Raw genomic sequence first — 24,100 nt, forward strand, 5'->3', positions numbered from 1 at the left:
GGATGATAACATAAATCAATTATCATTCGTTTTTTAACAGATTAAATAGAGATAAAGACTGGCTAATGTTTGGCACTCCAGAAGCATTTTGTGCTTTTCATCGGGGTGTCTCCTCTGTTATGATGCTCTGACAGGAGCTAAGCCATCGTTGACTGCAAAGATCGGTTTAAGTTGACTTTCCTGGGAGGATCTGTTTCCTGCCGGGAGTTAGTATTGGACAATAACGAGTATTCGAACGAAAGAAGGCTGTTTTAAGCAAAGGATAAGTCTGTTACTTATTCTAAAATACTACCCTTGGACGAGCCAAAATCACATTTCATGGAAAAGGGCTTTTTGAAGCAAATATCTCTATGTAATGAAATAAGTACAGTGCTCGCCCAATCTCAATTAAATACACAGGGTAGAATATATCGTGATATGCTATAATGAGGTAATCAACAGCTATTAGTAAGGAGTTTTGTTATGGCACGAAAAAAAAGAAAGCAAAAGAAATCAAAAAATAAAATAAGCAGACAATTTAAATATGAACTATATGGCATTCTTTTTGTTTTACTCGCTATTTTTGGCAGTGGTGCAGGCTCAATAAGTGATGGACTCATTACTTCATGGCTGGAAAACAGTTTACGGTTTTTATTTGGCTTTTGGTATATGGCTGCTTCAATAGCTTTATTAATTATTGGCGTCTATTTAATGATTAAAAGAAAAGTACCTCAGCTGTTATCGAGAAGAACGTTAGGATTATTGATCATCTTTCTTGGCTTACTGTTGATTAGCCACATTGATCAATACCATCAATATTTAGCCACAACAGAAGAAGGTTCAATTATTAGAATGACATGGCAACATTATATTGATTACCTCAATGGGCATGTAAATGCCAGTGTCTTAGGCGGAGGAATGACAGGTGCCATTTTTTATGCCTTTACATATGTGCTCTTTTCAACAACAGGCGCCCTATTTTTAGCGATCTTTATGGTTTTGGTTGGCATTGTATTTGTGATAGATCTATCACTTGATAAATTTTTCAAACAACAGGTTGCTCGTGCGAATGCCCTTATTAAGAAACGGAAAAAACGTCAGAAAAGTCAACCTAAAGCTAAAAAAGAGCCAAAAGCAGATATGGATTTAATCCATCCAACAGAATTGAAGGAATCCGAGATAAATGAGGGCCCAGTTATTGAAGCTTTTACTGAAGTGGCTTATTCTGAAGATGCTCAAACGACTGATGTCGATAAAACAGATAAACAAGACCATGATGATTCATTAAATCAGGAATTTGAAACAATGGATGTTTCACCAATGACTGAATTAGAGAATGTTGATTATGAATTGCCCTCTATTCAACTATTCGATCAGCCCAAAAATAAAAAACACCAACAAAATCGAAAGGAAATTCAAAATACAGTTCGTAAACTTGAAACAACCTTTGATAGTTTTGGTGTCAAAGCAAAAGTGGCTAAAGTACATATTGGACCTGCTGTAACAAAGTATGAAATTTACCCTGAGGCTGGAGTAAAAGTAAGTAAAATTGTTAATTTACATGATGATATCGCTTTGGCTTTAGCTGCTAAAGATATTCGAATCGAGGCTCCTATCCCGGGGAAATCCGCTGTAGGTATTGAGGTTCCTAATCAGGAAATATCAATGGTTACAATGTATGAAGTTTTTGAAACTTTAAAAGAGCAAGAAGGGTCTAAATTATCATTTGTACTCGGTCGTGATATTTCAGGAGATGCCATTATTGCTGAATTGAATAAGATGCCACATTTACTCATCGCTGGATCAACAGGAAGCGGGAAAAGTGTTTGTATCAATGGAATTATCACAAGTATCCTTATGCGAGCAAAGCCACATGAGGTAAAGATGATGATGATCGATCCGAAGAAGGTCGAGTTGAATATTTATAACGGGATTCCTCATTTATTGGCTCCCGTGGTTACCGATCCGAAAAAAGCAGCTCAAGCCTTACAAAAGGTTGTTGCCGAAATGGAACGGCGTTATGATTTATTTTCTGATAGTGGGAGCCGGAATATAGAAGGTTATAATAATTATATTAATAAATATAATGAAAAAGTTGATATTGAAGATCGTCAACCCTCACTTCCTTATATCGTCGTGTTAATCGATGAGTTAGCTGATTTAATGATGGTTGCTTCAAGAGATGTGGAAGACGCGATCACTCGATTGGCACAAATGGCTCGTGCAGCTGGTATTCACTTGATTATTGCGACACAACGGCCATCGGTTGATGTTATTACTGGTGTCATTAAGGCAAATATTCCATCACGAATTGCCTTTAGTGTTTCTTCACAGACAGATTCCAGGACGATCTTGGATGCAGGCGGAGCAGACAAATTGTTAGGTCGCGGTGATATGCTCTTTATGCCTGTTGGTTCTTCAAAATCAGTTCGAATTCAGGGTGCCTTTTTGTCCGATGATGAAGTTGAAAAAATTGTTGACCACTGTATCGAACAACAGAAAGCAAAATATCAGGAAGAGATGATTCCAGACGATGTTGAACAAACGACTGAACAACCAGATGATGAATTGTTTGATCAGGCTGTAGAAATGATTATAGAAATGCAGCGAGCAAGTGTTTCAATGCTACAACGCCGTTTCCGAATTGGTTATACACGAGCAGCGAGATTAATTGATATGATGGAGGATCGTGGTATTGTAGGTCCTTATGAGGGTTCAAAGCCAAGAAAAGTGCTGATAACCGAATATTCAGAAGAATAGTTTTAATAAGTTTAATAGAATTTTTAGCTGATTTTCTTAAATAGGGGTTCCTTTATTTATAGTTAAATGTTATATTGTTGTTGACTAGGTCATTTGATGTTGATGACTAGAAGGCTTTAAATGCCAATCGATGGAAATAATCAGATCTATTTAACTTGTTCAGCAGAGCAAGGAGGATATTTTAGCGAGACATCGCTCGAGGAAAATTCCTTTGTATGTTCAAAGAGTCCCGAACTTCTATAAGTAGTCGGCTTAATACTGTGCCACTGTTTAAATTAGAAGAAGGACTCATCTGCCTGCTGAATTTAAGAAATCTTGCCTTCACTTTCCATTTGAGTGCAGAGATTCGGTTAAAATTTTATCTTTACTGTTCGATTGTGCAAGTTAAGAGCCTAGGGTTGAAGCATGAATTAGTGCAGTAAAAATGAACAAAAAGACAGCAAAGTTGCCTGACTCCACTAGCATACACTAGGGTGGAGAGCTAATAAAAAAGGTCTAATTGTAGCTTCAGTTGTAGGACGTCTGAACAATTATTTAAGCCAAATGAGTAAGAAAGGCTAATAGTGTCCTTGATATTTGTTAGATTGATAAAGTACCCATAGGCAACTTTCAGTGGTATTGCTTGATTTATTGTAAGAAGAGAATCAGAGTGCCGTATTTCCAGAGTTAAAGTGACCCGATCTAGTTCATACATCAGTATAGTACTTAGTCAACGATAAACTCTTTGTGGTTGTCAAAGTAAAAGCAAATGTGTACCTTTTTGCTTCTTCATTAATAACTTTGAAAAACCCAATGAGTTTAGCAGATTGAAAGTGTCTAGGCACTAGTTTTTTATTCAATTATTTTGTAAGCGCTGTCTTTCGGAGGTTTATAAAGCAGGAAAATTGCCTAGGCTACATTTTTTAACCATGAAAGGGGGGATGAGCTAATAAGAAGAGGCTTAGTCAGCCTTAAGTCGTAGGACGTCCAAACAATTAGTGGAGTTGAATGAGTAACAACAACTGATATGAATCAGTTGAATATGGGATTGATAAAGCCAATCACGCTTAGATAGCAATCAATATATTTTCATCCAAATGCAGTTCATAGTGACGCTTATCAATGTTATTTAGTGAGACATAAGGTCTAGTATTTTGACCTTAAGAGTTGCTGATCTAGTTTATGTATTCAGTACTTAGTCAATCATAAATGTTTTTGAGGTTGTCAAAATAAAAAAAGATAAGCACCTTTTGTCTATTACTTAGAAATCATTGATGAAAACTCAAATAGTTTAGCAGATTGAAAACTGAATAAGCATAAAAACTAGGTACGTATTTGTGTAAGCGCTATCCAAATGGAATATTTTACGAATGTATGGTGTTTCATCAATTTTTGAAGACCTGATTGTAGCAAATGTCCTCACAGTGAAAGTATATTGAAATTTTAATTAAAAACTGAAGGGGAAAGGGCTATAGTTTCCAGTAGTTAAAAGTTAAGATTATTGATTTTAGTCATCGGATCATATCAGTTAGAGGTATTGAGCAGCTAGAAAGTTATTATTGCATCTTAACTTAAATCCAGAGATAAAAAGTATCTAAGGAGTGAAGTAAATGCATTTTAAGAAAAGGCAAAGATACTACAGTATCATGTTAATTTTCGTTCTTTTACTAGGCTTATTTACGCCGGCAACAACATCTTTTACCGTTAGAGCAGCAGAGGATGAGTCTGCACTATCTGTTGCTGATGCAATTGAGCTCGGTAATACTGGCGATACAGCGACTGTAGAAGGCCATATTGTTGGATATGCGGATAGTGGAAGCAATGTTATGAGAGAAGAAGGTAATATTCAAGATACCAATGTTGCTTTAGCAGATGAACCCGGTGAAACGGATATTGATAAGATGCTATTTGTTCAAGTAACTAGTGGGTTTCGAGCTGAATTTGGATTAAAAACAAATCCAGATATTCTTGACGAAGAAATTATCGTAACAGGGAATTTAATAGAATATCATACGCATAATGGTATGAAGGAAGTTTCAGCAATGCGTTTTACATCAGAAGGCCCTGAAGAACCGTTAGATCTCCTAACGATTGAAGAAGTACGAGAGCAAGGAACGGGGGCAGCTAAAACCCAGGGGGTTGTGACAGCAAAGTTGAACAATACGATCCAAATTCAAGATGATACCGCTGCGATTGCTGTCAGACCGACATCGTTAGATGTTGATCTAGGAGATGAGATAGTAGTAAGCGGTCGATTACAAGACTATCGAGGTCTGCTTCAGCTTGATGGTGCAACTTTAGAGGATAAGGTAGGAACGTCAGATCTACCGGAGCCGATTTCATTAACAGGTGCTGAGCTTAGTGACCATCAATCCAAATTAGCTATTATGGAAAATATCAAAATTGTTGATGAAGAAGATGGGGGGAGCTGGGCGAATTATACAGCAACAGATGATAGTGGAGCTGACTTTCTAATTCGTGATGAAAATAATAGCTTACCACTTGATGTTGAGGCTACTTATGATTCGATTACAGGCATTGTGTCTCAGTTCGGCGACGATTATCAAATTATACCTCGTGATGCTCGTGACATCATTGCTGACGAGTCAACTGTCCAGCCTGTTTATGCCAGTCCAAGTGCAGGACATGTGCCAGCAGGGACAGAAGTTCGTCTAGAAACACGCACAGATGGAGCAGAAATTTATTACACGATGGATGGATCGGATCCAACTGAAAACAGTGAGTCGTATACTGATCCGATACCGATTGAAGAAGATGTGACGATTAAAGCTTTTGCTCAAGCGGAAGAACTTGAGCCAAGTGAAATAAATGAATTCACTTACACTGTTTATGATGCAGAAGAGGGCATTCGAATCCATGATATTCAAGGCGAAGGTCATGACTCTCCAATGAAGGGTAATGTTGTTAACAGTGTAGAAGGAATCGTAACCTATAAATATGATATTCGCGGAGCGAATTATTTCCATCTTCAAACACCTGAAGCTGATTATGATGGTAATCCAAAAACATCTGAAGGAATCGTTGTTTATACAGGGCGAGCAGCAGATGTTGAGATAGGTGATCTTGTTGAAGTGACTGGAAAAGTCGATGAGTACTATATTGATGGTTATGATGATAAACAGAAAACGGATTTACCTGTCACGCAAATTAATGCACGGGACGATCAAAGCGGAGTTATTAATGTTTTAGAAAATGATGTTGAACTCCCTGAACCGATCAAAATTACATCAAGTGATATTCCAGAGGATATAAGCGGTCCTGATGGATTTGATGTATTTGAACCAGAAGATTATTCGATTGATTTCTGGGAAAGTATTGAAGGCATGCGAGTTGAAATTGCTCCTTCAAGAGCTGTAGCTCCACAAGAGCATGGTGATCTTGTAGTTGTGACAGATGAATTTAATCCAGAAAACTCAACGAGCAATGGCGGTATTCGTTTAACAGAGGACGGTCCAAATGCTCAATCGATTCAGTTCAAATTACAACCCAATGGACCAGCAAGAGATTTCGCTGTTAAAACAGGTGATCAGTTTACTGAATCTATAACTGGTGTTGTTAATTATGGTTTTGGCAATTACAAAGTATATGCTGATCTTGACGAAGTTCAAGATGTCCATGAAGAAGGATCAACAAAATCACAAGGTACAAGCATTGAAACAGAGGAAGATCAATTAACGGTAGCTACCTATAATGTTGAGAATTTCTCAGCCAATACAAGCCAAACGTCTAATCAGAAGGCAAGAAATATTGCTAGGGCTTTTGTTGATGATATGAACAATCCTGATATTATCGGTATTGTTGAAGTGATGGCGAATGATGGAACAAGTTCGAATTCACCAGAAGCTGATCAAAGTTATGAGCGCCTGATTTCAGAAATTGAGGATGCAGGTGGACCGACTTATGATTATGCGAATATTGATCCTGAATTCAATCAAGATGGAGGAGCGCCAGGCGGTAATATTCGAGTCGGTTACCTCTATAATCCAGAACGTGTAACGATGACAGAAGCACCACACGGTGGCACGAATGATGCGGTAGGATATGAAGATGGTGAGTTAACGCTAAATCCAGGACGCGTATCACCGGATTCTTTTGAAAACACAAGAAAGCCATTGGCTGCCCAGTTCGAATTCCAAGGTGAATCGGTTGTTGTGATTAACAACCACTTAAACTCCAAAACGGGTGATGAACCTTATTATGGGCAAAATCAACCGCCGAATTTCGGTAGTCGAGATAAGCGAATGGAATTAGCTGACCAGCTTAACCAGTTTGTAAAAGAAATTAAGAATGACAATCCAGAGGAAAATATTGTCGTTCTAGGTGATATGAATGATTTCGAATTCTCAGAGCCCTTACAAATTCTTCAAGGTGATGAATTAACTAACTTGGTGAATGAAGTACCGGCTGAAGAACGCTACACTTATGTATACGAAGGTAATTCACAAGTATTAGATCATGTTTTGGTTTCCAATAATATTGCAGAAACAACAGAGATTGACATGATTCATGTTAATGCTGACTTTACTGATATGCACGGACGGGCAAGTGACCATGATCCAATCTTAACTCAAATTGATTTTTCTGAAGCAGAAGATGCATTTGAATTGCCGATCATGCATATGAACGATACCCATGCTCGTGTTGAAAACTATCCGAGAATGGTCACAGCGATCAAGGAATATCGCTCAGAACATCCAACATCTTTGCTTTTAAATGCGGGAGATGTTTTCTCAGGAACCTTATATTTCAATGAATTTAGAGGTCAAGCTGATCTTGCTTTACTGAACTTAATGGATATTGATGCCATGGTGTTTGGTAATCATGAATTTGATTTAGGGGAAAGAGAAGGCGGACATCAGTCGTTAGCTGAATTTGTGGAAGAAGCTAAATTCCCATTACTAGGAACAAACATGGACTTTTCAAAGGATCCATTTATGAGTGGTTTGGAGACAGGCGAGTCCTTGGTTAAAGAACCTAATGATGGAGAAATCTACAATAGTATTGTGAAAGAAGTAAATGGTGAGGAAATTGGTATCTTTGGTTTAAACACAGAAGATACACTAGATATTTCTTCCCCAATGAACGTTGAATTTTCCGACTTTATCGAAGCAGCTGAAGAGGCTGTGGAGGAGTTTGAAGAAGTGGGTATTAACAAAATAATAGCCGTGACTCATTTAGGATTTGATAGCGCTCCAGAAGTTGGAAACGATCTCCGTTTAGCCGAAGAGGTCGATGGGATTGATGTGATTATCGGCGGTCACTCACATACTCAATTAGACGAAGCTAAGATTATTGAGAAAGATGGAGAACTTGCGACTGTTATCGTTCAAGCTGGCGAATATGCCGAACATCTTGGGACATTGAATGTTAGCTTTAATGACGCAGGCGAAATCATTGACCTCGAAAGTGAGTTAATCGAACTAGAGGAGAATTATGAGGAAGATGAAGAAGCCTTAGACGTGTTAGCTGAGTTCAAAGAAAGAATTGATGAAATAAGTGAAGAAGAAATTGGTGCCGAGGCGATGAAGGATTTAACGAATCCACGTGGCGATACAGATAGTGTCCGTGCCAATGAAACAGAGTTAGGGAACTTGGTCACTGACGCAATGCTTGCCAAAGCACAAGAGAAATTTTCTGAGGCAGTGATTGCTTTCCAAAACGGTGGCGGCATCCGTGCACCAATTGACCAAGGACCGATCACAGTTGGTGAAGTCATCAATGTCTTACCGTTTGGTAATGATCCAGTGATTGCTACTTTAAGCGGACAGGAAATAAAAGATATCCTAGAACACAGTGTGCGTCAGGCACCTAATGAAAATGGCGGCTTCTTGCATGTATCAGGTATGCAATTTGCTTATGACAGTACCAAAGAAGCTGGCGATCGAATCGTTGAAATGTATGTTGAGGAAGATGGCGAGCTGACAGAAATCGACCTTGATCAAGATTATCAGGTTACGACGAACAACTTTACCGGTCAAGGTGGAGATGGTTTTGAGACATTTGCCGAGGCTTATGCAGAAGGTCGAGTTAGAGATATTGGTGAAATCGACTGGGAGCAGCTTCGTGACTACATGGTTGAGGAAGAATATCTCAATGGTGTCGTTGATCCTGTACGTGAAGGTCGTATTGTAGATCTTGGAGAAGACGAATTGCCAGAAGATGATGCATTTGAATTACCGATCATGCATATGAACGATACCCATGCTCGTGTAGAAAACTATCCGAGAATGGTCACAGCGATCAAGGAATATCGCTCAGAACATCCAACATCTTTGCTTTTAAATGCAGGAGATGTTTTCTCAGGAACTTTATATTTCAATGAATTTAGAGGTCAAGCTGATCTTGCCTTACTAAACTTAATGGGTATTGATGCCATGGTGTTTGGTAATCATGAATTTGATTTAGGGGAAAGAGAAGGTGGCCATCAGTCGTTAGCTGAATTTGTGGAAGGTGCTAAATTCCCATTATTAGGAACAAACATGGACTTTTCAAAGGATCCGTTTATGAGTGGTTTGGAGACAGGCGAGTCCTTGGTTAAAGAACCTAATGATGGTGAAATCTACAATAGTATTGTCAAAGAAGTAAATGGTGAAGAAATTGGTATCTTTGGTTTAAATACAGAAGATACACTAGATATTTCTTCCCCAATGAACGTTGAATTTTCCGACTTTATCGAAGCAGCTGAAGAGGCTGTGGAAGAGTTTGAAGAAGCGGGGATTAACAAAATAATAGCCGTAACTCATTTAGGATTTGATAGTGCTCCAGAAGTTGGAAACGATCTCCGTTTAGCTGAAGAGGTCGATGGGATTGATGTGATTATTGGTGGTCACTCACATACTCAATTAGACGAAGCCAGAGTTATTGAGAAAGATGGAGAACCTGCGACTGTTATCGTTCAAGCCGGTGAATATGCCGAACATCTTGGGACATTGAATGTTAGCTTTAATGACGCAGGTGAAATCATTGATCTCGAAAGTGAGTTAATCGAACTAGAGGAGAATTATGAGGAAGATGAAGAAGCCTTAGACGTGTTAGCTGAGTTCAAAGAAAGAATTGATAAAATAAGTGAAGAAGAAATTGGTGCCGAGGCGATGAAGGATTTAACGAATCCACGGGGCGATACAGATAGTGTCCGTGCCAATGAAACAGAGTTAGGGAACTTGGTCACTGACGCAATGCTTGCCAAAGCACAAGAGAAGTTTCCTGAGGCAGTGATTGCTTTCCAAAACGGTGGCGGCATTCGTGCGCCAATTGACAAAGGACCAATTACAGTCGGTGATGTCATTAATGTCTTACCGTTCGGTAATGATCCAGTGATTGCTACTTTAAGCGGTCAGGAAATAAAAGATATCCTAGAACACAGTGTGCGTCAGGCACCTGATGAAAATGGCGGCTTCTTGCATGTATCAGGTATGCAGTTTTATTATGATAGTACCAAAGAAGCTGGCGATCGAATCGTTGCAATGTATGTTGAGGAAGATGGCGAGCTGACAGAAATCGATCTTGATCAAGATTATCAGGTCACGACGAACAACTTTACCGGTCAAGGTGGAGATGGTTTTGAGACATTTGCCGAGGCTTATGCAGATGGCCGAGTCAGAGATATTGGTGAAATCGACTGGGAGCAGCTTCGTGACTACATGGTTGAGGAAGAATACCTTGATGGTATTGTTGATCCTGTACGCGAAGGTCGTATTGTAGACCTTGAAGGTGATGAATTGCCAGGCGATCCAGATCCGGACCCAGATCCAGACCCAGATCCAGACCTAGATCCGGACCCAGATCCAGATCCAGATCCAGATCCGGACCCAGATCCAGATCCAGATCCGGACCCAGATCCGGACCCAGATCCAGACTCGGATTCAGAAGATCCTGGAGAAACAGATCAAGATAGTACAACACCAGAGGGTCAAGATGGGGATAAGTTACCAATGACAGCAACAAATATATATAAATTTATGTTAATTGGAATGAGCTTGTTCCTTATGGGGGTTGCTGCTATTCTTTACAAAAGAAGGAGATTTATAAACTAAAGAGAATTAACCGGCCGAAGGGAAATATTCCAACGGTCGGTTCACTTTCAAAAATCAAGGGAGTGTTAGCTTAAAATGTCTGATATAAATCAAGAAGATCCAGTCTATGTATCAACTAAATTATCAATATCTCCACATATTCCTGTTTCCGACGAAGCTTATGATTATTATCAAGAACAACAAAAAAAGCTTCCTAAAATGAAGAGGAATCAGTTAAGTATTGTTGGATTAGATATCGACAAAGATCAGGAAAACCAAATTATTGTGACGTCCTTTATTCGCAGCACTGTTGAAAAACCGATTCATTTAAAAACGTCAACGATTATTTTACTTGATCAAAATTCAGCTCCTTTTGCAAAAGTTGTCGTAGATTTTTCTAATTTGGGGACTCTGCCTCCAAAAACGTCAAGACCTTGGATACTTACATTTCCTAAGGAAAGTATCTTACAAGATGATAGAAATAAACTAGCAGCTTGGTCTTTAGCGTTTGAACGGGAGAGTAAACATAAACTCGATCTTTCAGACATGGGTAAGAATACTATATCAGAGTTTTCAAAAGCTAAATTAGAGGAGATTGCTCAAAAAACTCCACTTGAAAAAAATGAATTGTCATTGCTGGGTTTATCAGCTAAACGAAATGAATCTGATGAATTAGTAACAACATTATTAATCCGTAATGGCACGATGCGTGATTTACAATTAAAACAGCTGCCACTTAAGTTTTATGATGCAGAGGGAGATATAAGTGCTAAAGGTACATTTAAGTTAGCTCATTTAATGATTCAGGCGAACACGAGTAAACCTGTTACATTGGTTTTTCCTAAATCAGGTATTATAAAAAAGCAAATGGATTTATCTAGTTGGTCAATCCAACATGCTGATTAGTCTATTAAACAGGCTCACACATTTCCATAAATACTAAGCTGAGTGGCAGGGTACAAAAACGATGTAGTCACTTAATAAAGGTATTTTATGGTTACTCGTCTCACGATAAAGATTTGACTATAATTTGAATTTTTCAAATCTGAGCCGGAGGTGCCTTAGACTTTTATAGAGCGACTTCTGTTTGTCCAATCTTTTTGTTAGAAAGCAGTCAATCAGGCGAGGTATTTTGACCTAATATAATACCATGAAAAGGAATCTGTTTATCGTGTTAGAAGCTGTTTATTAATCGTGTGAGTATATCAGATCGAACAATCATATTTAGTTGTTGTGTACCAAATTGTTGTAAAACTTACTATGCAGAAAAATGCATTAATAGGTTGAAAGAATGTGTAGTGACGGGTTCTTTCAAGAGATTTAAACGAAGAAAAAGACAGATAACAAAGTATTCAGACTAATGGGATTTTTATGATTAATAGATTTTTGTTTAATTTGTCATAATGGGTGTTTATTTATTCTTATTTAAGTGTTATATTATAATTGACCAAGTCATTTGATAATATTAACTGGAGGATTTTAAATGTCGATAGATGATAACGACCAATTTAAGAAGGGGCTTACCCATATTCGGCAAGACATCGAACGGGGTGACTTTTTACCGAATGAAAAGCTGCATCCTCCTTATGAACTAGCAAAGACATATCAAGTCTCACGAGAAATGATGGAAGCGATTATTGATCGATTAGTTGAAGAGCGTATTGTGTCCAGAAGATTAGGAGTGGGTGTATTTGTCAATCCAAAACCGATTTATTCTTCTGGAATTGAGGAATTAGGTAGTGTATCAGAAATGATCAAAAAGGCTGGAAAAGTGCCTGGCACACAATATGTAGCTGCAGAGGTTGTTGAGCCTACAGAAGTTGACTTAAACAACTTTAACTCGTTGGACGTCCAAACAATTGCACGAGTTGAACGTGTGAGAACTGCGGATGGAGAACCTGTTGTTTATTGCATTGATAAAGTAGACAATGCAGTTGTTCCGATCAGTCATATCCATAGTCAAGATTCAATATTCAAACTCATTCATGCCTATACAGGTAAGTCAATTGACTATGCACATGCCTATGTTGAACCGATTGGTTACCATGAGAAAATATCAGCTATTTTAAATTGTGGGCCAGATCAAGCTTTACTTCTGTTAAAACAAATGCACTATACTAAAGATCATCAGCCAATACTATACTCAGAAAACTATTTTAGAAGTGATGCTTTTCAATTTCATGTCGTGAGAAAAAGAACATAATATTTTTCGATCAAGAGCTACTGGTCTAGTTCATACGATCAATATATTTGGTCAACAATAAAATTATTGGGGGTTTTTCAAGTGAAAAACAAATTATTACTTATCTTTGCTTTGTTACTAAGTGCGGTTTTTGTATTAGGGGCTTGTGGTTCTTCTGATGATGGAGATTCTGCAGCAGATGAAACACAAGATCCAGATAGTGAAGAAACTGATGATGCCGAAACTGATGCCAGTGACTTTTCACTAGCAATGGTAACAGATATTGGCGGGGTAGATGATAGATCATTTAACCAATCCTCTTGGGAAGGTATTCAATCCTTTGCTGAAACTCATGGTTTAGAACGTGGGACAGGATATGATTATGCTCAATCAGATAATGGATCAGACTATTTGCCAAACTTAAATGGTCTTATTCAACAAGATTATGACTTAATCTTTGGAATTGGTTTTGAATTACAAGCTGCAGTTGAAGAAGTTGCTGGAAATTTCCCTGATACGAATTTTGGGATTGTTGACGAGGTTGTTGAAGGGGATAATGTTGTAAGTATCAATTTTGCTGATGAGCAAGGGGCATTTTTAGGCGGTGTCGCAGCAGCACTAACAACTGAAACCGATCACGTTGGTTTCGTTGGCGGTGTAGAGAGTACAGTTATTAAACGTTTCGAAACAGGTTTTGTTGCAGGAGTAAAATCTGTTAATCCAGATATTGAAGTAAGTATTGACTATGCTGAATCATTTGGAGATGCTAGCCGTGGTCGTGCGATTGCTTCAACAATGTATAGCTCGGGAGCAGATGTTATTTATCATGCTTCAGGTGACACAGGTAATGGTGTGTTTACAGAAGCGAAAGATAGAATCAATGATGACCCAGATGCTGGAGTATGGGTAATCGGGGTAGACCGTGATCAGTATGATGAAGGACAAATTGGTGACCACAATGTTACGCTAACATCAACACTTAAACGTGTTGACGTAGCTGTAGAAGAAGTTGCAAATATGACTTTGAATGGGGAGTTCCCTGGCGGTGAAACATTAGTCTTTGATCTCTCTGATGAAGGGGTAGGCGTGACGGATACACACACTGAAGCATTTACTGATGAAATTGCTGAAGCTGTTAATGAATGGGAGTTAAAACTTCTTGATGGTGAAGTTGTTGCTCCACAAACAGATGACGAATTAGCAGAATTTCTAGATGCGCTATAATTTATTAAAAGGCTAGCGAACTAGACAGTAGTTGTTTTCATAAAAAGGCTAGTAAACTAGACACTAGTTGTGCTAGCCTTTTTATCTTTTCATCCACAGGCAACCGCTTACTTGGATAGCCGTTTATTGATTTTTTTAGGTTTAACAAAGTCTTTAAATGAAGAGTAGTAACTCTCCTCTCTTCATTTAGTGATTTATTAATCTTCCAGATCGGAGTGAACATTTTGGACAATTATGTCGTAGAGATGCTGAATATTAGAAAGGAATTTCCCGGTATCGTTGCGAACAACAACATAAATTTACAAGTAAAAAAAGGGGAAATTCATGCACTTTTAGGTGAAAACGGTGCAGGAAAATCTACCTTAATGAATGTGTTGTTTGGCTTATATCAACCAGAAAAAGGAGAAATACGAATTAAAGGAGAGCCAGTGAATGTGACTGACCCTAACGTTGCTAATCAGTTAGGGATTGGAATGGTACATCAACACTTTATGCTCGTTGAAACCTTCACTGTTGCGCAAAACATAATGCTAGGTGTTGAGCCAACTAAAAAAGGGGTTATTGATGTTAGCAAGGCAGAAAAGGAAATTGCTGAGCTCTCTGAAAAATATGGTTTGAGAGTTGACCCTAAAGCAAAAATTAGTGATATTTCAGTTGGTATGCAGCAAAGAGCAGAGATACTAAAAACATTGTATCGTGGTGCAGATGTATTAATTTTAGATGAACCAACAGCTGTGTTGACACCGCAAGAAATTACCGAACTTATGAATATTATGCGTTCACTGATTGATGAAGGAATTTCGATTATTTTAATTACGCATAAACTAAAGGAAATTGTCGATGTATGTGATCGATGTACGGTTATTCGAAAAGGTGAAGGAATCGCAACAGTAGATGTAAAAGATACAACAAAAGATGAACTTGCTTCTTTAATGGTTGGACGAAAAGTAGAATTTAAAACGGAAAAAACAGAAGCTGTACCCAAAGAAGAGGTCTTGACAATAAAGGATTTAGAAGTAAAAGATAGCCGTCAAGCTATGATGGTTAAAGGCTTGAATCTGTCTGTTAAGGCTGGTGAAATTGTTGGTATTGCTGGGGTAGATGGAAATGGACAATCCGAATTGATTGAAGCGATTACTGGATTGCGAAAAATTGAGGCTGGACAAATTTTTCTAAATGATAAGGAAATTACGAATCTATCAACAAGGAAAATAACTGAATCAGGAGTTGGACATATTCCTCAAGATCGTCATAAATTTGGTCTTATTCTTGATTTCCCAATTGCTGAAAATATGGTTATGCAAACTTATTATCAAGAACCATTTTCTAAATATAAAATTTTATCTTTTAAAGAGGTCTATCAATATGGTGAGAGGCTAATTGAGGATTATGATGTTCGGACACCCAATTCACGAACTAAAGCACGTGCACTATCAGGTGGAAACCAACAAAAAGCGATCATTGCTCGTGAGGTTGATCGATCACCAGATTTATTAATTGCCGCTCAGCCTACACGCGGCTTAGATGTAGGGGCGATTGAAAGTATTCATAAGCGTTTACTCAAAGAACGAGATCAAGGTCGTGCTGTTTTGCTTTTATCATTTGAACTAGATGAAATTATGAATGTAAGTGATCGAATTGCGGTTATGTTTGATGGGAAGATCGTTGCAGAAGTCAAACCATCAGAAACAACTGAGCAAGAAATTGGCCTCTTAATGGCAGGTAGCCATCTGAAGAAGGAGGATGACATTTAATGTTTTCTAATCGACTTTTTAATCTTTTAGTTCCAATTATTTCAGTTTTTTTAGGTTTTTTAGCTGGAGCTATTATTATGCTAATATTCGGTTATAATCCCATTGAAGGATATATTGCTTTATTTGATGGTGCATTTGGAAATCCATATGCATTAGGTGAGACCGTTCGCCAAACGACTCCTTTAATACTAACAGGTTTAGCGATTGCTTTTGCTTTTCGAACGGGACTATTTAATATCGGGGCTGAAGGACAAGTTTTTGTAGGCTGGTTAGCGTCTGTATCAGTAGGGATTGCTTTTGATTTGCCGGCAATTATTCATATTCCCTTAGCGATCTTAGCAGCAGCAGTTGCTGGGTCATTATGGGCTGCTGTTCCAGGATTGTTGAAGGCAACCCGTGGTGTACATGAAGTTGTTATCTCAATTATGATGAATTATATTGCTTTACATTCATGTAATTACATCATCAGAAATGTTTTGTCAGACAACGGGGATGCATCTGAACGAATATCAGAAACTGCCTCAATTAAATCCCCTTGGTTAACTGAATTAATGGGTTATTCCCAAGTTCACTGGGGCTTTATTATTGCTATAATCGCAGTTGTTGCTATGTGGTTTATTTTAGAAAAGACCACAACAGGTTATGAATTACGCTCTGTTGGATTCAACCGTCATGCAGCAAATTATGCAGGAATGAATGTTAAGAAAAATATAATGAAATCGATGATGATTTCAGGAGTGTTTGCTGGCTTAGCTGGTGCTATGGAAGGATTAGGGACATTTGGTTATATGCATGCCCATGGAGCTTTTGCGAATTTAGGCTTTGATGGGATTGCAGTTGCTTTATTAGGTGCAAATACAGCCATAGGTTCTGTTTTCTCTGCGATTCTATTCGGATCATTAAAAATTGGGGCATTAAGAATGCCAACAGTGGCTGGTGTTCCTTCAGAACTTGTTGAAATTGTCATTGCACTGATTATTTTCTTTATTGCATCAAGTTACATCATCCGTTGGGTCTTACTTCGCCTGAAAAAGGAGGAGAATTAAATGTATATCGTTAATTTATTAGCTATAGTTGTTCCTATTGCCATGTTTTACTCTGCACCACTTATTTTTACTGCCCTAGGCGGTGTGTTCAGTGAACGGTCTGGAGTTATTAACATTGGGCTTGAAGGCCTAATGATTATCGGAGCGTTTTCAAGTGTTGTCTTTAACTTAGCTTATGCAGAAGTATTCGGTGCATTAACACCATGGTTGTCTATCCTAGTTGCTGCAATTATTGGGGGATTATTTTCGGTTATGCATGCGGTCGCCTCGATTTCTTTTCGTGCAGATCAAACGGTCAGTGGTGTAGCGATCAATTTAATGGCGTTAGGTTTAGGTGTCTTTTTAACCCGTGAGTTATATGATAAGGGACAAACTGACATGGTTTCACAACCTTTTTATACACAATCAGTACCGATTTTATCTGACATTCCTATCATTGGTAATATTTTCTTCAGTGGAACTTATTATACCTCTTATATTGCTATTGCTGTTGCTGTTATAGCATGGTTTGTGATTTATAAAACACCATTTGGCTTGCGATTACGAGCAGTTGGTGAACATCCAATGGCTGCTGATACAAATGGAATCAATGTTATAAAAACTCGTTACATTGCTGTTATCTTATCAGGGATATTAGCGGGTATTGGTGGTGCGATCTACGCTCAAACCATTACTTTTAATTTTTCAGGGTCAACAATTGTAGGACAAGGATTTATGTCGATTGCTGCCGTTATCTTTGGGAAATGGCACCCTATTGGCGCACTTGGAGCAGCCCTATTCTTTGGTTTCGCCCAAAGTTTAAGTGTTGTGAGTGGAACGATTCCTTTCTTAGCGAATGTTCCGAATGTTTATCTTGTTATTGCACCTTACGTGTTTACAATTTTAGCCCTTGCAGGATTTATAGGAAGAGCAGAAGCACCGAAGGCAAATGGTGTGCCATATATTAAAGGTGGCCGCTAAACTTATTAGAATAAATTTATATTTATAATTGTTCTTGTCCTTTGGTCAAGCAACTCTTCAAAGTAAAAACCGTCTGATTCAGACGGTTTTTATCGTGATCCAACTTTATCACAGCTAACCGTCCGTAAAACTCAGGACAACAACGGGTTTCGATGGGGCGAGTAACCGCACTAAGGAAAACTACGGAGCTTTACACCGCAAGGATAAGTGGTTTTCTTATTCTGAGTCCTACGATGTTGGCAGCGCAGGTGTTTTCACAAATATTTTCGCTGGGACATGAATAATCGGGCTAATCAAAGCTATGAGTTATACTCATTGCAAGAATGTGAGCTTTTTTTACAAGATGTAGGAAATTAATTATTTTGATAAAACATTCACTCGTTTTCAAAAGGAATGAATTCATCCGATTTTTCTCATTTTCAATACAAATAACTTTTAACTTATTAGAAAATATATTATGATAACAGTGGTAATTGTTTCCTCCCCATTTTTGAGATAAACTATAATGAGGAAACAAAAGATGGACATAATAGTTATATCTTGCTGATTTAATTAAGGAGGCTTTTTAATGATTGATCTAAACGAACGAACCATTGATAAAAAAGGCTATAGATTACATATAGTTGAAAATAAGAAATTTAAAACCATTCATATTATCGCAAAATTTCGCTCCCCTCTATCAAGGGACTCGATAACGAAACGTGCTTTATTGCCATTTGTCCTTCAACAAGGTACGGAGCGCTATCCAACACTTAATGCTTTTCATCGTGCGTTAGATGACTTATATGGGGCAACATTCTCCATTGATGGGACGAAAAAAGGAGAACAGCATATTTTAACTGCCCGGATGACATTGGCTAATCAAACGTATTTGTCAACGAACGAAAATATTTTAAAACAAGGACTTACCTTTTTTAGTGACACTCTATTTCGTCCTAAACAAGAGAATGGAAGCTTTGATCCTAAAATCGTAGCAAAGGAAAAACAAACTTTAAAACAAAAAATTGCTGCTATGGCTGATGATAAAATGCGTTATGCGAATACGAGGATAGTTGATGAAATGTGTAAAGATGAACCTTATCATATTCATGTCCACGGCTATCCTGAAGACTTAAACGATATTTCTGAAAAAAATTTATATCAATATTATACAGAAATGCTAGAACACGATGCTCTTGATCTATACATCATGGGAGATTTTGACTCGATTGATCTAGACCAATTAATTGGAAATTTATTCGATCGTGATGATAAGAATAAGCAAGATGAAGAAGTCACCACTGATGACCATTTTGTCGAGCAATCAAATGAAGTGATTGAAGAACAGCATGTCCAGCAAGGTAAATTGCATTTAGGTTTTCGAACACATACGAAATTTGCTGATCATGATTATCCAGCTCTACAAGTATTCAATGCTATTTTTGGTGGTTTCCCAAGCTCAAAGTTATTTATTAATGTTCGTGAAAAAAATAGTTTAGCTTATTATGCGGCTTCTCAATTTGAAAGCCATAAAGGTTTGTTGTTTGTGTTTAGCGGCATTGCTCCAAAAGACTTTGAACAAGCAAAGGCAATTATTTTAGAACAAATGGAAGCGATGCGAAAAGGTGATTTTACTGAAGAACAAATTTCAGAAGCTAAACGTTTGATCATAAATCAATATAAAGAGACCCTTGATGATCCCTTTGGTATGATTGAAGTTATGTACAATCAAAACATAGCAAACACGAGCCGATCTGTTGCTGAGTTCATTGAAGAAATTAACGATGTGGGTATGAATGCAATTATTAAAATGGCCAATAAATTAGAATTAGATACTGTTTATTTCTTAACAGCTAAAGGAGGTCAGGATAATGAATAAAACTTATTATGAACAAATAGAAGAGACTGTCTATCATGATGTTTTACCTAATGGTTTACAAGTTGTTTTAGTCCCTAAACCTGAAATGTCACAAACATATGCTGTATTTTCTACAAACTATGGCTCAATTGATCAGTCTTTTATCCCGATTAATCAAAATGATTCGATCACTGTTCCAGACGGTATTGCACATTTTCTTGAACATAAGTTATTTGAAAAAGAAGATCGTGATGTTTTTCATGATTTCACAAAACTTGGTGCATCGGCTAATGCTTTTACGTCTTTTACAAAAACGGCTTATTTATATTCTGCGACATCAGATATTGCTGAAAACACAGAAATTCTTTTAGACTTTGTTCAATCACCATATTTCTCTGATCAATCTGTGGAGAAAGAAAAAGGTATTATTGCTCAAGAGATTCAGATGTATGATGATCAACCCGATTGGCGTGCTTTTTTTGGTATTATTGGTGCGATGTACGAACAACATCCTGTTCGGATTGACATTGCTGGTACAGTTGATTCAATTGATAAAATTACCAAAGAGGATTTGTATACTTGCTATCACACTTTTTACCATCCGTCTAACATGGTGTTGGCACTAGTTGGTCATTTTGATCCGGTTGAGATGGCAGAACTCATTAAAACTAATCAAGCCAAGAAAGAGTTTGATCAATTATCAACTATTGAACGTTATTTCCCAACAGAACCCACCCATGTTAAAGAGGAACAAGCTTCGATTGAAATGCCTGTTGCTGTTCCTAAGTGTATGGTTGGAATCAAAGAGGTTCCGCAATCTGATAATCAATTGTTTATTAAAGAAGAGTTACTTGCAGATATGTTATTAGATCATTTTTATTCAAGATCAGGAATTTACTATCAAGAGCTGTATGACCTTGATTTAATTGATGGAAGTCTGGGTTTTGAAACAGAACGTCAAAAACAATTTTGCTTTTCGATCGTAGGTGGAAACACTGAGAAACCGGATCAATTTGCGGAAAAGGTAAAAGAACAGTTGGCTACGTTTAAAGATTACCTATTAGCTAACGAAGATTTTGAACGTATGAAAAGAAAAATGATGGGTCAACTGTTAAGAAGTATGAATCGCATGTCTGATATTGCCAATCAAGTTAGTCATTATCAAATGCTTGATCTTGATTTTTTTGATTTATTACCAACATTGGAATCATTAACACTTGAAGAAGCTAATCAATTTTTAAATAGCTGGATAAAAGATGATAACGTCGCTGTTTTCCAAGTCAAACCGACACAAAAATAACCCAGTCACTAATTTTTTTGCGAATAATCGTAACTTTTTTATTACGAAAAAAGTCTAATTATATATCGGAATAAATAGCTGAATGGTAAATGACTTGAAAAAAGATAAAAAAGTTTAAATATTAATATTATCTCTTTTATAAATGACTAAAATCATTTATTATAGAGTTAGCATAAGAAGATGAACTTTTGGTATCGATTAAGTAAACGGATGGTGTTATAGATGCAAATTGGTGAAAGACTAAAAGAAGCTCGTCTAGAAAAGGAATTATCCCTAGAAGATGTTCAAAAATCGACGAAAATCCAAACTAGGCACTTACAGGCGATTGAAGAAAATAATTTTTCTCTTATACCTGGTAGTTTTTATGCCCGCGTTTTTATTAAAGAGTACGCTAATGCTGTTGGATTGGATGCAGATGAGCTTTTCGATGAATACCAAGATGAGATCCCCATGTCAGATAATCAGATCGACTATTCGCAAATGCAGCGAACCAGACAAAAAACAGGGTCGACCAAATCATCGCCGTTTGCTACATTACTCCCAACCCTTGTTGTCCTTATTTTAGTCATAGGAGTCTTTTTCTTTATTTGGCAGTTTGCACTAAGGGATGATGATCCTCCTCAAGACCCAGGAGACCAAGTGGAAACAGATCAATCAGCTGGTGATCAAGTTTCCCTTCCGCCTGATGATAATGGAGAAAATGAGGGACAGGATGACACGGACACGGATGCAGATGAAAGCAATGAAGATGATGAAGATGAAGATGATGTAACGGATGAAGAGCCTGAGTTAATACTTGATTCATTTGAAAATAACGTTTCTAATTATCGTTTTAACACAGATGAAGAGTCCATCGAACTAGTCATTGAATCCGAAAGTAGTAACTGGTTGGAGGTTGAAAATGAAGCAGGAGAACGATTATATTATGCAACACTTCAATCAAGTGATTCTTCTGAAACATTTGATATCTCAGAAGATGAGTATGTCCATTTAAGATTTGGAAATCCGGGTGATATTTCTATATCTGTTAATGGAATCGAAGTAGAATTTTCAGACGATATGTCTTCAACTGCGGTTCAAGAATTATGGATATATATTAATGAAGACCCTGCATAGGGGGCTAATTAACCTCGCTCATCAAGTGATGGGTGAGGTTATTCATTGTTTATTGCTATATTTTATAAAAGCTAAAATTTGAAAGGAAGTTTTTAATGAATATACCCAATCGTATTACCTTATCACGTATTTTACTTATTCCTATTTTTATTTTATTATTAACGATCCCAATTGATTGGGGGAGTTGGGACATGGGTACGACCTCACTTCCTATTGTCCATTTTGTGGCTGCTTTATTATTTATCCTTGCCTCTGGAACAGATTGGTTAGACGGCTATTATGCTAGGAAATATAATTTGGTTACGAATTTAGGAAAATTTTTAGATCCGATGGCAGATAAACTGCTTGTTACTGCTGCATTTGTATTGCTAATAGAACTCGGTTTAGCGCCTGCTTGGTTAGTCATTATTATCCTATCACGTGAATTTGCTGTCACAGGCTTAAGACTCGTTGCAGCAGGTGAAGGGATCGTATTAGCGGCAGGAAATATGGGTAAATGGAAGACTGCCTTTCAACTCATAGCAATTATCGTTTTATTATTGCATAACTTTCCTTTCTCTTATTTAGGTTGGCCAGTCGGGTCAGTTTTACTTTATATTGCCCTTATTTTAACAGTTGTTTCTGGAGTAGATTACTTTATCAAAAATTGGCATGTTATGAAGGAGTCTAAATAATGATGATAAATGCTGAGATTGTCGCGGTCGGCACTGAATTGTTATTAGGTCAAATTGCCAATACAAATGCCCAATGGATTTCGCAACAGCTTGCTGCTAGAGGGATTAGCGTTTATCACCATCAAGTAGTTGGTGATAATGAAGGACGGATGTCAGATGTTTTTAAGCATGCTCTTAGGCGTTCACAGCTTATTTTCATTACAGGTGGGCTTGGACCAACAGATGATGACATCTCACGAGAGGTCGTTGCAAAGCTTGTCGATCAACATTTAATTGAAGATGAACAGATTTTGGCAGGTATTACAGCTTATTTTGCCCGAACGAATCGACAGATGTCCGAGAATAATTATAAACAAGCTAAGATCATTAAAGGCGCTGAGGTTATTCCTAATTCGATAGGAACAGCTCCAGGAATGATTGTTCCTTATCAAGAAGCTCGTTTTATTTTACTACCTGGTGTACCAAGCGAAATGAAACAAATGATGATTGAGACGGTTTTACCTTATCTTGAGGAAATATATGCCTTACAAGATGTGATTGTATCTAAAATGCTACGCTGTGTCGGCATTGGTGAATCGCAACTTGAAATGCAGCTTAAGGAATTGATTGCTGAACAAACCAATCCAACAATTGCCCCATTAGCATCAGATGGAGAAGTCGCTTTACGCTTAACAGCTATGGCAGATTCGACTGAAAAGGCTAAACATCTTATCGAACAAAAGGAACAAGAAATAAAGACAATTGCTGGGAAATATATTTATGGCTCTGATGATCAAACGCTGAATGAGGTAGTCGTTCAATTGTTAAAAGAAAGTGGTCAATCCATTTCGAGTGCAGAGAGCTTGACAGGTGGACGATTTGCAGATTCGCTTGTTTCGATTTCCGGTGCAAGTCACGTATTTCAAGGAAGTATTGTGAGCTATACCTCAGATGCGAAGGAAAATGTGTTGGGAATTGAACACTCGATTATTGAACAACATGGCATGGTTAGTGAACAAACGGCTTATCAAATGGCTAAATTAACGAAGGAAAAATTCAATACAACCTATGGGATTAGTTTTACCGGTGTAGCGGGGCCAGCCATTCTTGAAAATAAGGCAGTCGGGACAGTTTATATTTGTCTTTATCGATCTGCTCAGGATTATCAGATCGAGGTATTTGATTTTCCTAAAAATCGAGAGTTAATCCGTAATCGATCAGTAAAAAAAGGTCTTGAGTTAGTTTACAATAAATTAAAATGAAGTGATTTATCGTCA

13 protein-coding genes are annotated in these 24,100 nt (G+C 37.6%); all 13 read left to right on the forward strand.

All coding sequences use genetic code 11. From position 1 onward, the window contains the following. Nucleotides 1–462: 462 nt before the first annotated feature. A complete protein-coding gene (locus tag ACS127_RS12490) occupies nt 463–2,739 on the forward strand; it encodes a DNA translocase FtsK (RefSeq protein WP_440895375.1) in 2,277 nt (758 codons plus the stop codon). A 1,589-nt stretch (nt 2,740–4,328) separates the two neighbouring features. After that, nucleotides 4,329–10,772 (forward strand): 5'-nucleotidase C-terminal domain-containing protein, encoded by a 6,444-nt coding sequence (locus tag ACS127_RS12495; RefSeq protein ID WP_440895376.1) that lies wholly within the window; start codon nt 4,329–4,331, stop codon nt 10,770–10,772. A gap of 75 nt (nt 10,773–10,847) precedes the next feature. Next, nucleotides 10,848–11,657 (forward strand): accessory Sec system S-layer assembly protein, encoded by an 810-nt coding sequence (locus ACS127_RS12500; RefSeq protein ID WP_440895377.1) that lies wholly within the window; start codon nt 10,848–10,850, stop codon nt 11,655–11,657. Between the two features lie 577 nt (nt 11,658–12,234). Continuing rightward, on the forward strand, nt 12,235–12,954 hold the full coding sequence (locus ACS127_RS12505; protein WP_440895378.1) for a GntR family transcriptional regulator: 720 nt from the start codon (nt 12,235–12,237) through the stop codon (nt 12,952–12,954). Between the two features lie 81 nt (nt 12,955–13,035). Then, nucleotides 13,036–14,157 (forward strand): BMP family lipoprotein, encoded by a 1,122-nt coding sequence (locus ACS127_RS12510; protein WP_440895379.1) that lies wholly within the window; start codon nt 13,036–13,038, stop codon nt 14,155–14,157. A 245-nt stretch (nt 14,158–14,402) separates the two neighbouring features. Then, entirely contained in the window at nt 14,403–15,911 is a 1,509-nt protein-coding gene (locus tag ACS127_RS12515) for an ABC transporter ATP-binding protein (protein ID WP_440898133.1), read from the forward strand. Continuing rightward, complete coding sequence (locus ACS127_RS12520) at nt 15,911–16,957, forward strand: ABC transporter permease (protein WP_440895380.1); 1,047 nt, start codon at nt 15,911–15,913, stop codon at nt 16,955–16,957. Before ACS127_RS12515 ends, ACS127_RS12520 begins: the two co-directional genes overlap by 1 nt. Then, entirely contained in the window at nt 16,958–17,917 is a 960-nt protein-coding gene (locus tag ACS127_RS12525) for an ABC transporter permease (RefSeq protein ID WP_440895381.1), read from the forward strand. Nucleotides 17,918–18,485: 568 nt separating this feature from the next. Further along, the gene (gene yfmF, locus ACS127_RS12530; RefSeq protein ID WP_440895382.1) at nt 18,486–19,775 is read left to right on the forward strand and encodes an EF-P 5-aminopentanol modification-associated protein YfmF; all 1,290 of its coding nucleotides are present in this window, start codon (nt 18,486–18,488) and stop codon (nt 19,773–19,775) included. After that, nucleotides 19,768–21,054, forward strand: coding sequence for an EF-P 5-aminopentanol modification-associated protein YfmH (yfmH, locus tag ACS127_RS12535; RefSeq protein ID WP_440895383.1), 1,287 nt, complete (start codon nt 19,768–19,770; stop codon nt 21,052–21,054). Before yfmF ends, yfmH begins: the two co-directional genes overlap by 8 nt. Nucleotides 21,055–21,276: 222 nt before the next feature. Further along, a complete protein-coding gene (locus tag ACS127_RS12540) occupies nt 21,277–22,170 on the forward strand; it encodes a RodZ domain-containing protein (protein ID WP_440895384.1) in 894 nt (297 codons plus the stop codon). A 95-nt stretch (nt 22,171–22,265) separates the two neighbouring features. Then, nucleotides 22,266–22,844 (forward strand): CDP-diacylglycerol--glycerol-3-phosphate 3-phosphatidyltransferase, encoded by a 579-nt coding sequence (pgsA, locus tag ACS127_RS12545; RefSeq protein WP_440895385.1) that lies wholly within the window; start codon nt 22,266–22,268, stop codon nt 22,842–22,844. Then, nucleotides 22,844–24,085 (forward strand): competence/damage-inducible protein A, encoded by a 1,242-nt coding sequence (locus tag ACS127_RS12550; protein ID WP_440895386.1) that lies wholly within the window; start codon nt 22,844–22,846, stop codon nt 24,083–24,085. Before pgsA ends, ACS127_RS12550 begins: the two co-directional genes overlap by 1 nt. Nucleotides 24,086–24,100 lie beyond the last annotated feature (15 nt).

This window comes from Amphibacillus sp. Q70 (genome assembly GCF_052055485.1).
GTDB lineage: Bacteria > Bacillota > Bacilli > Bacillales > Amphibacillaceae > Amphibacillus.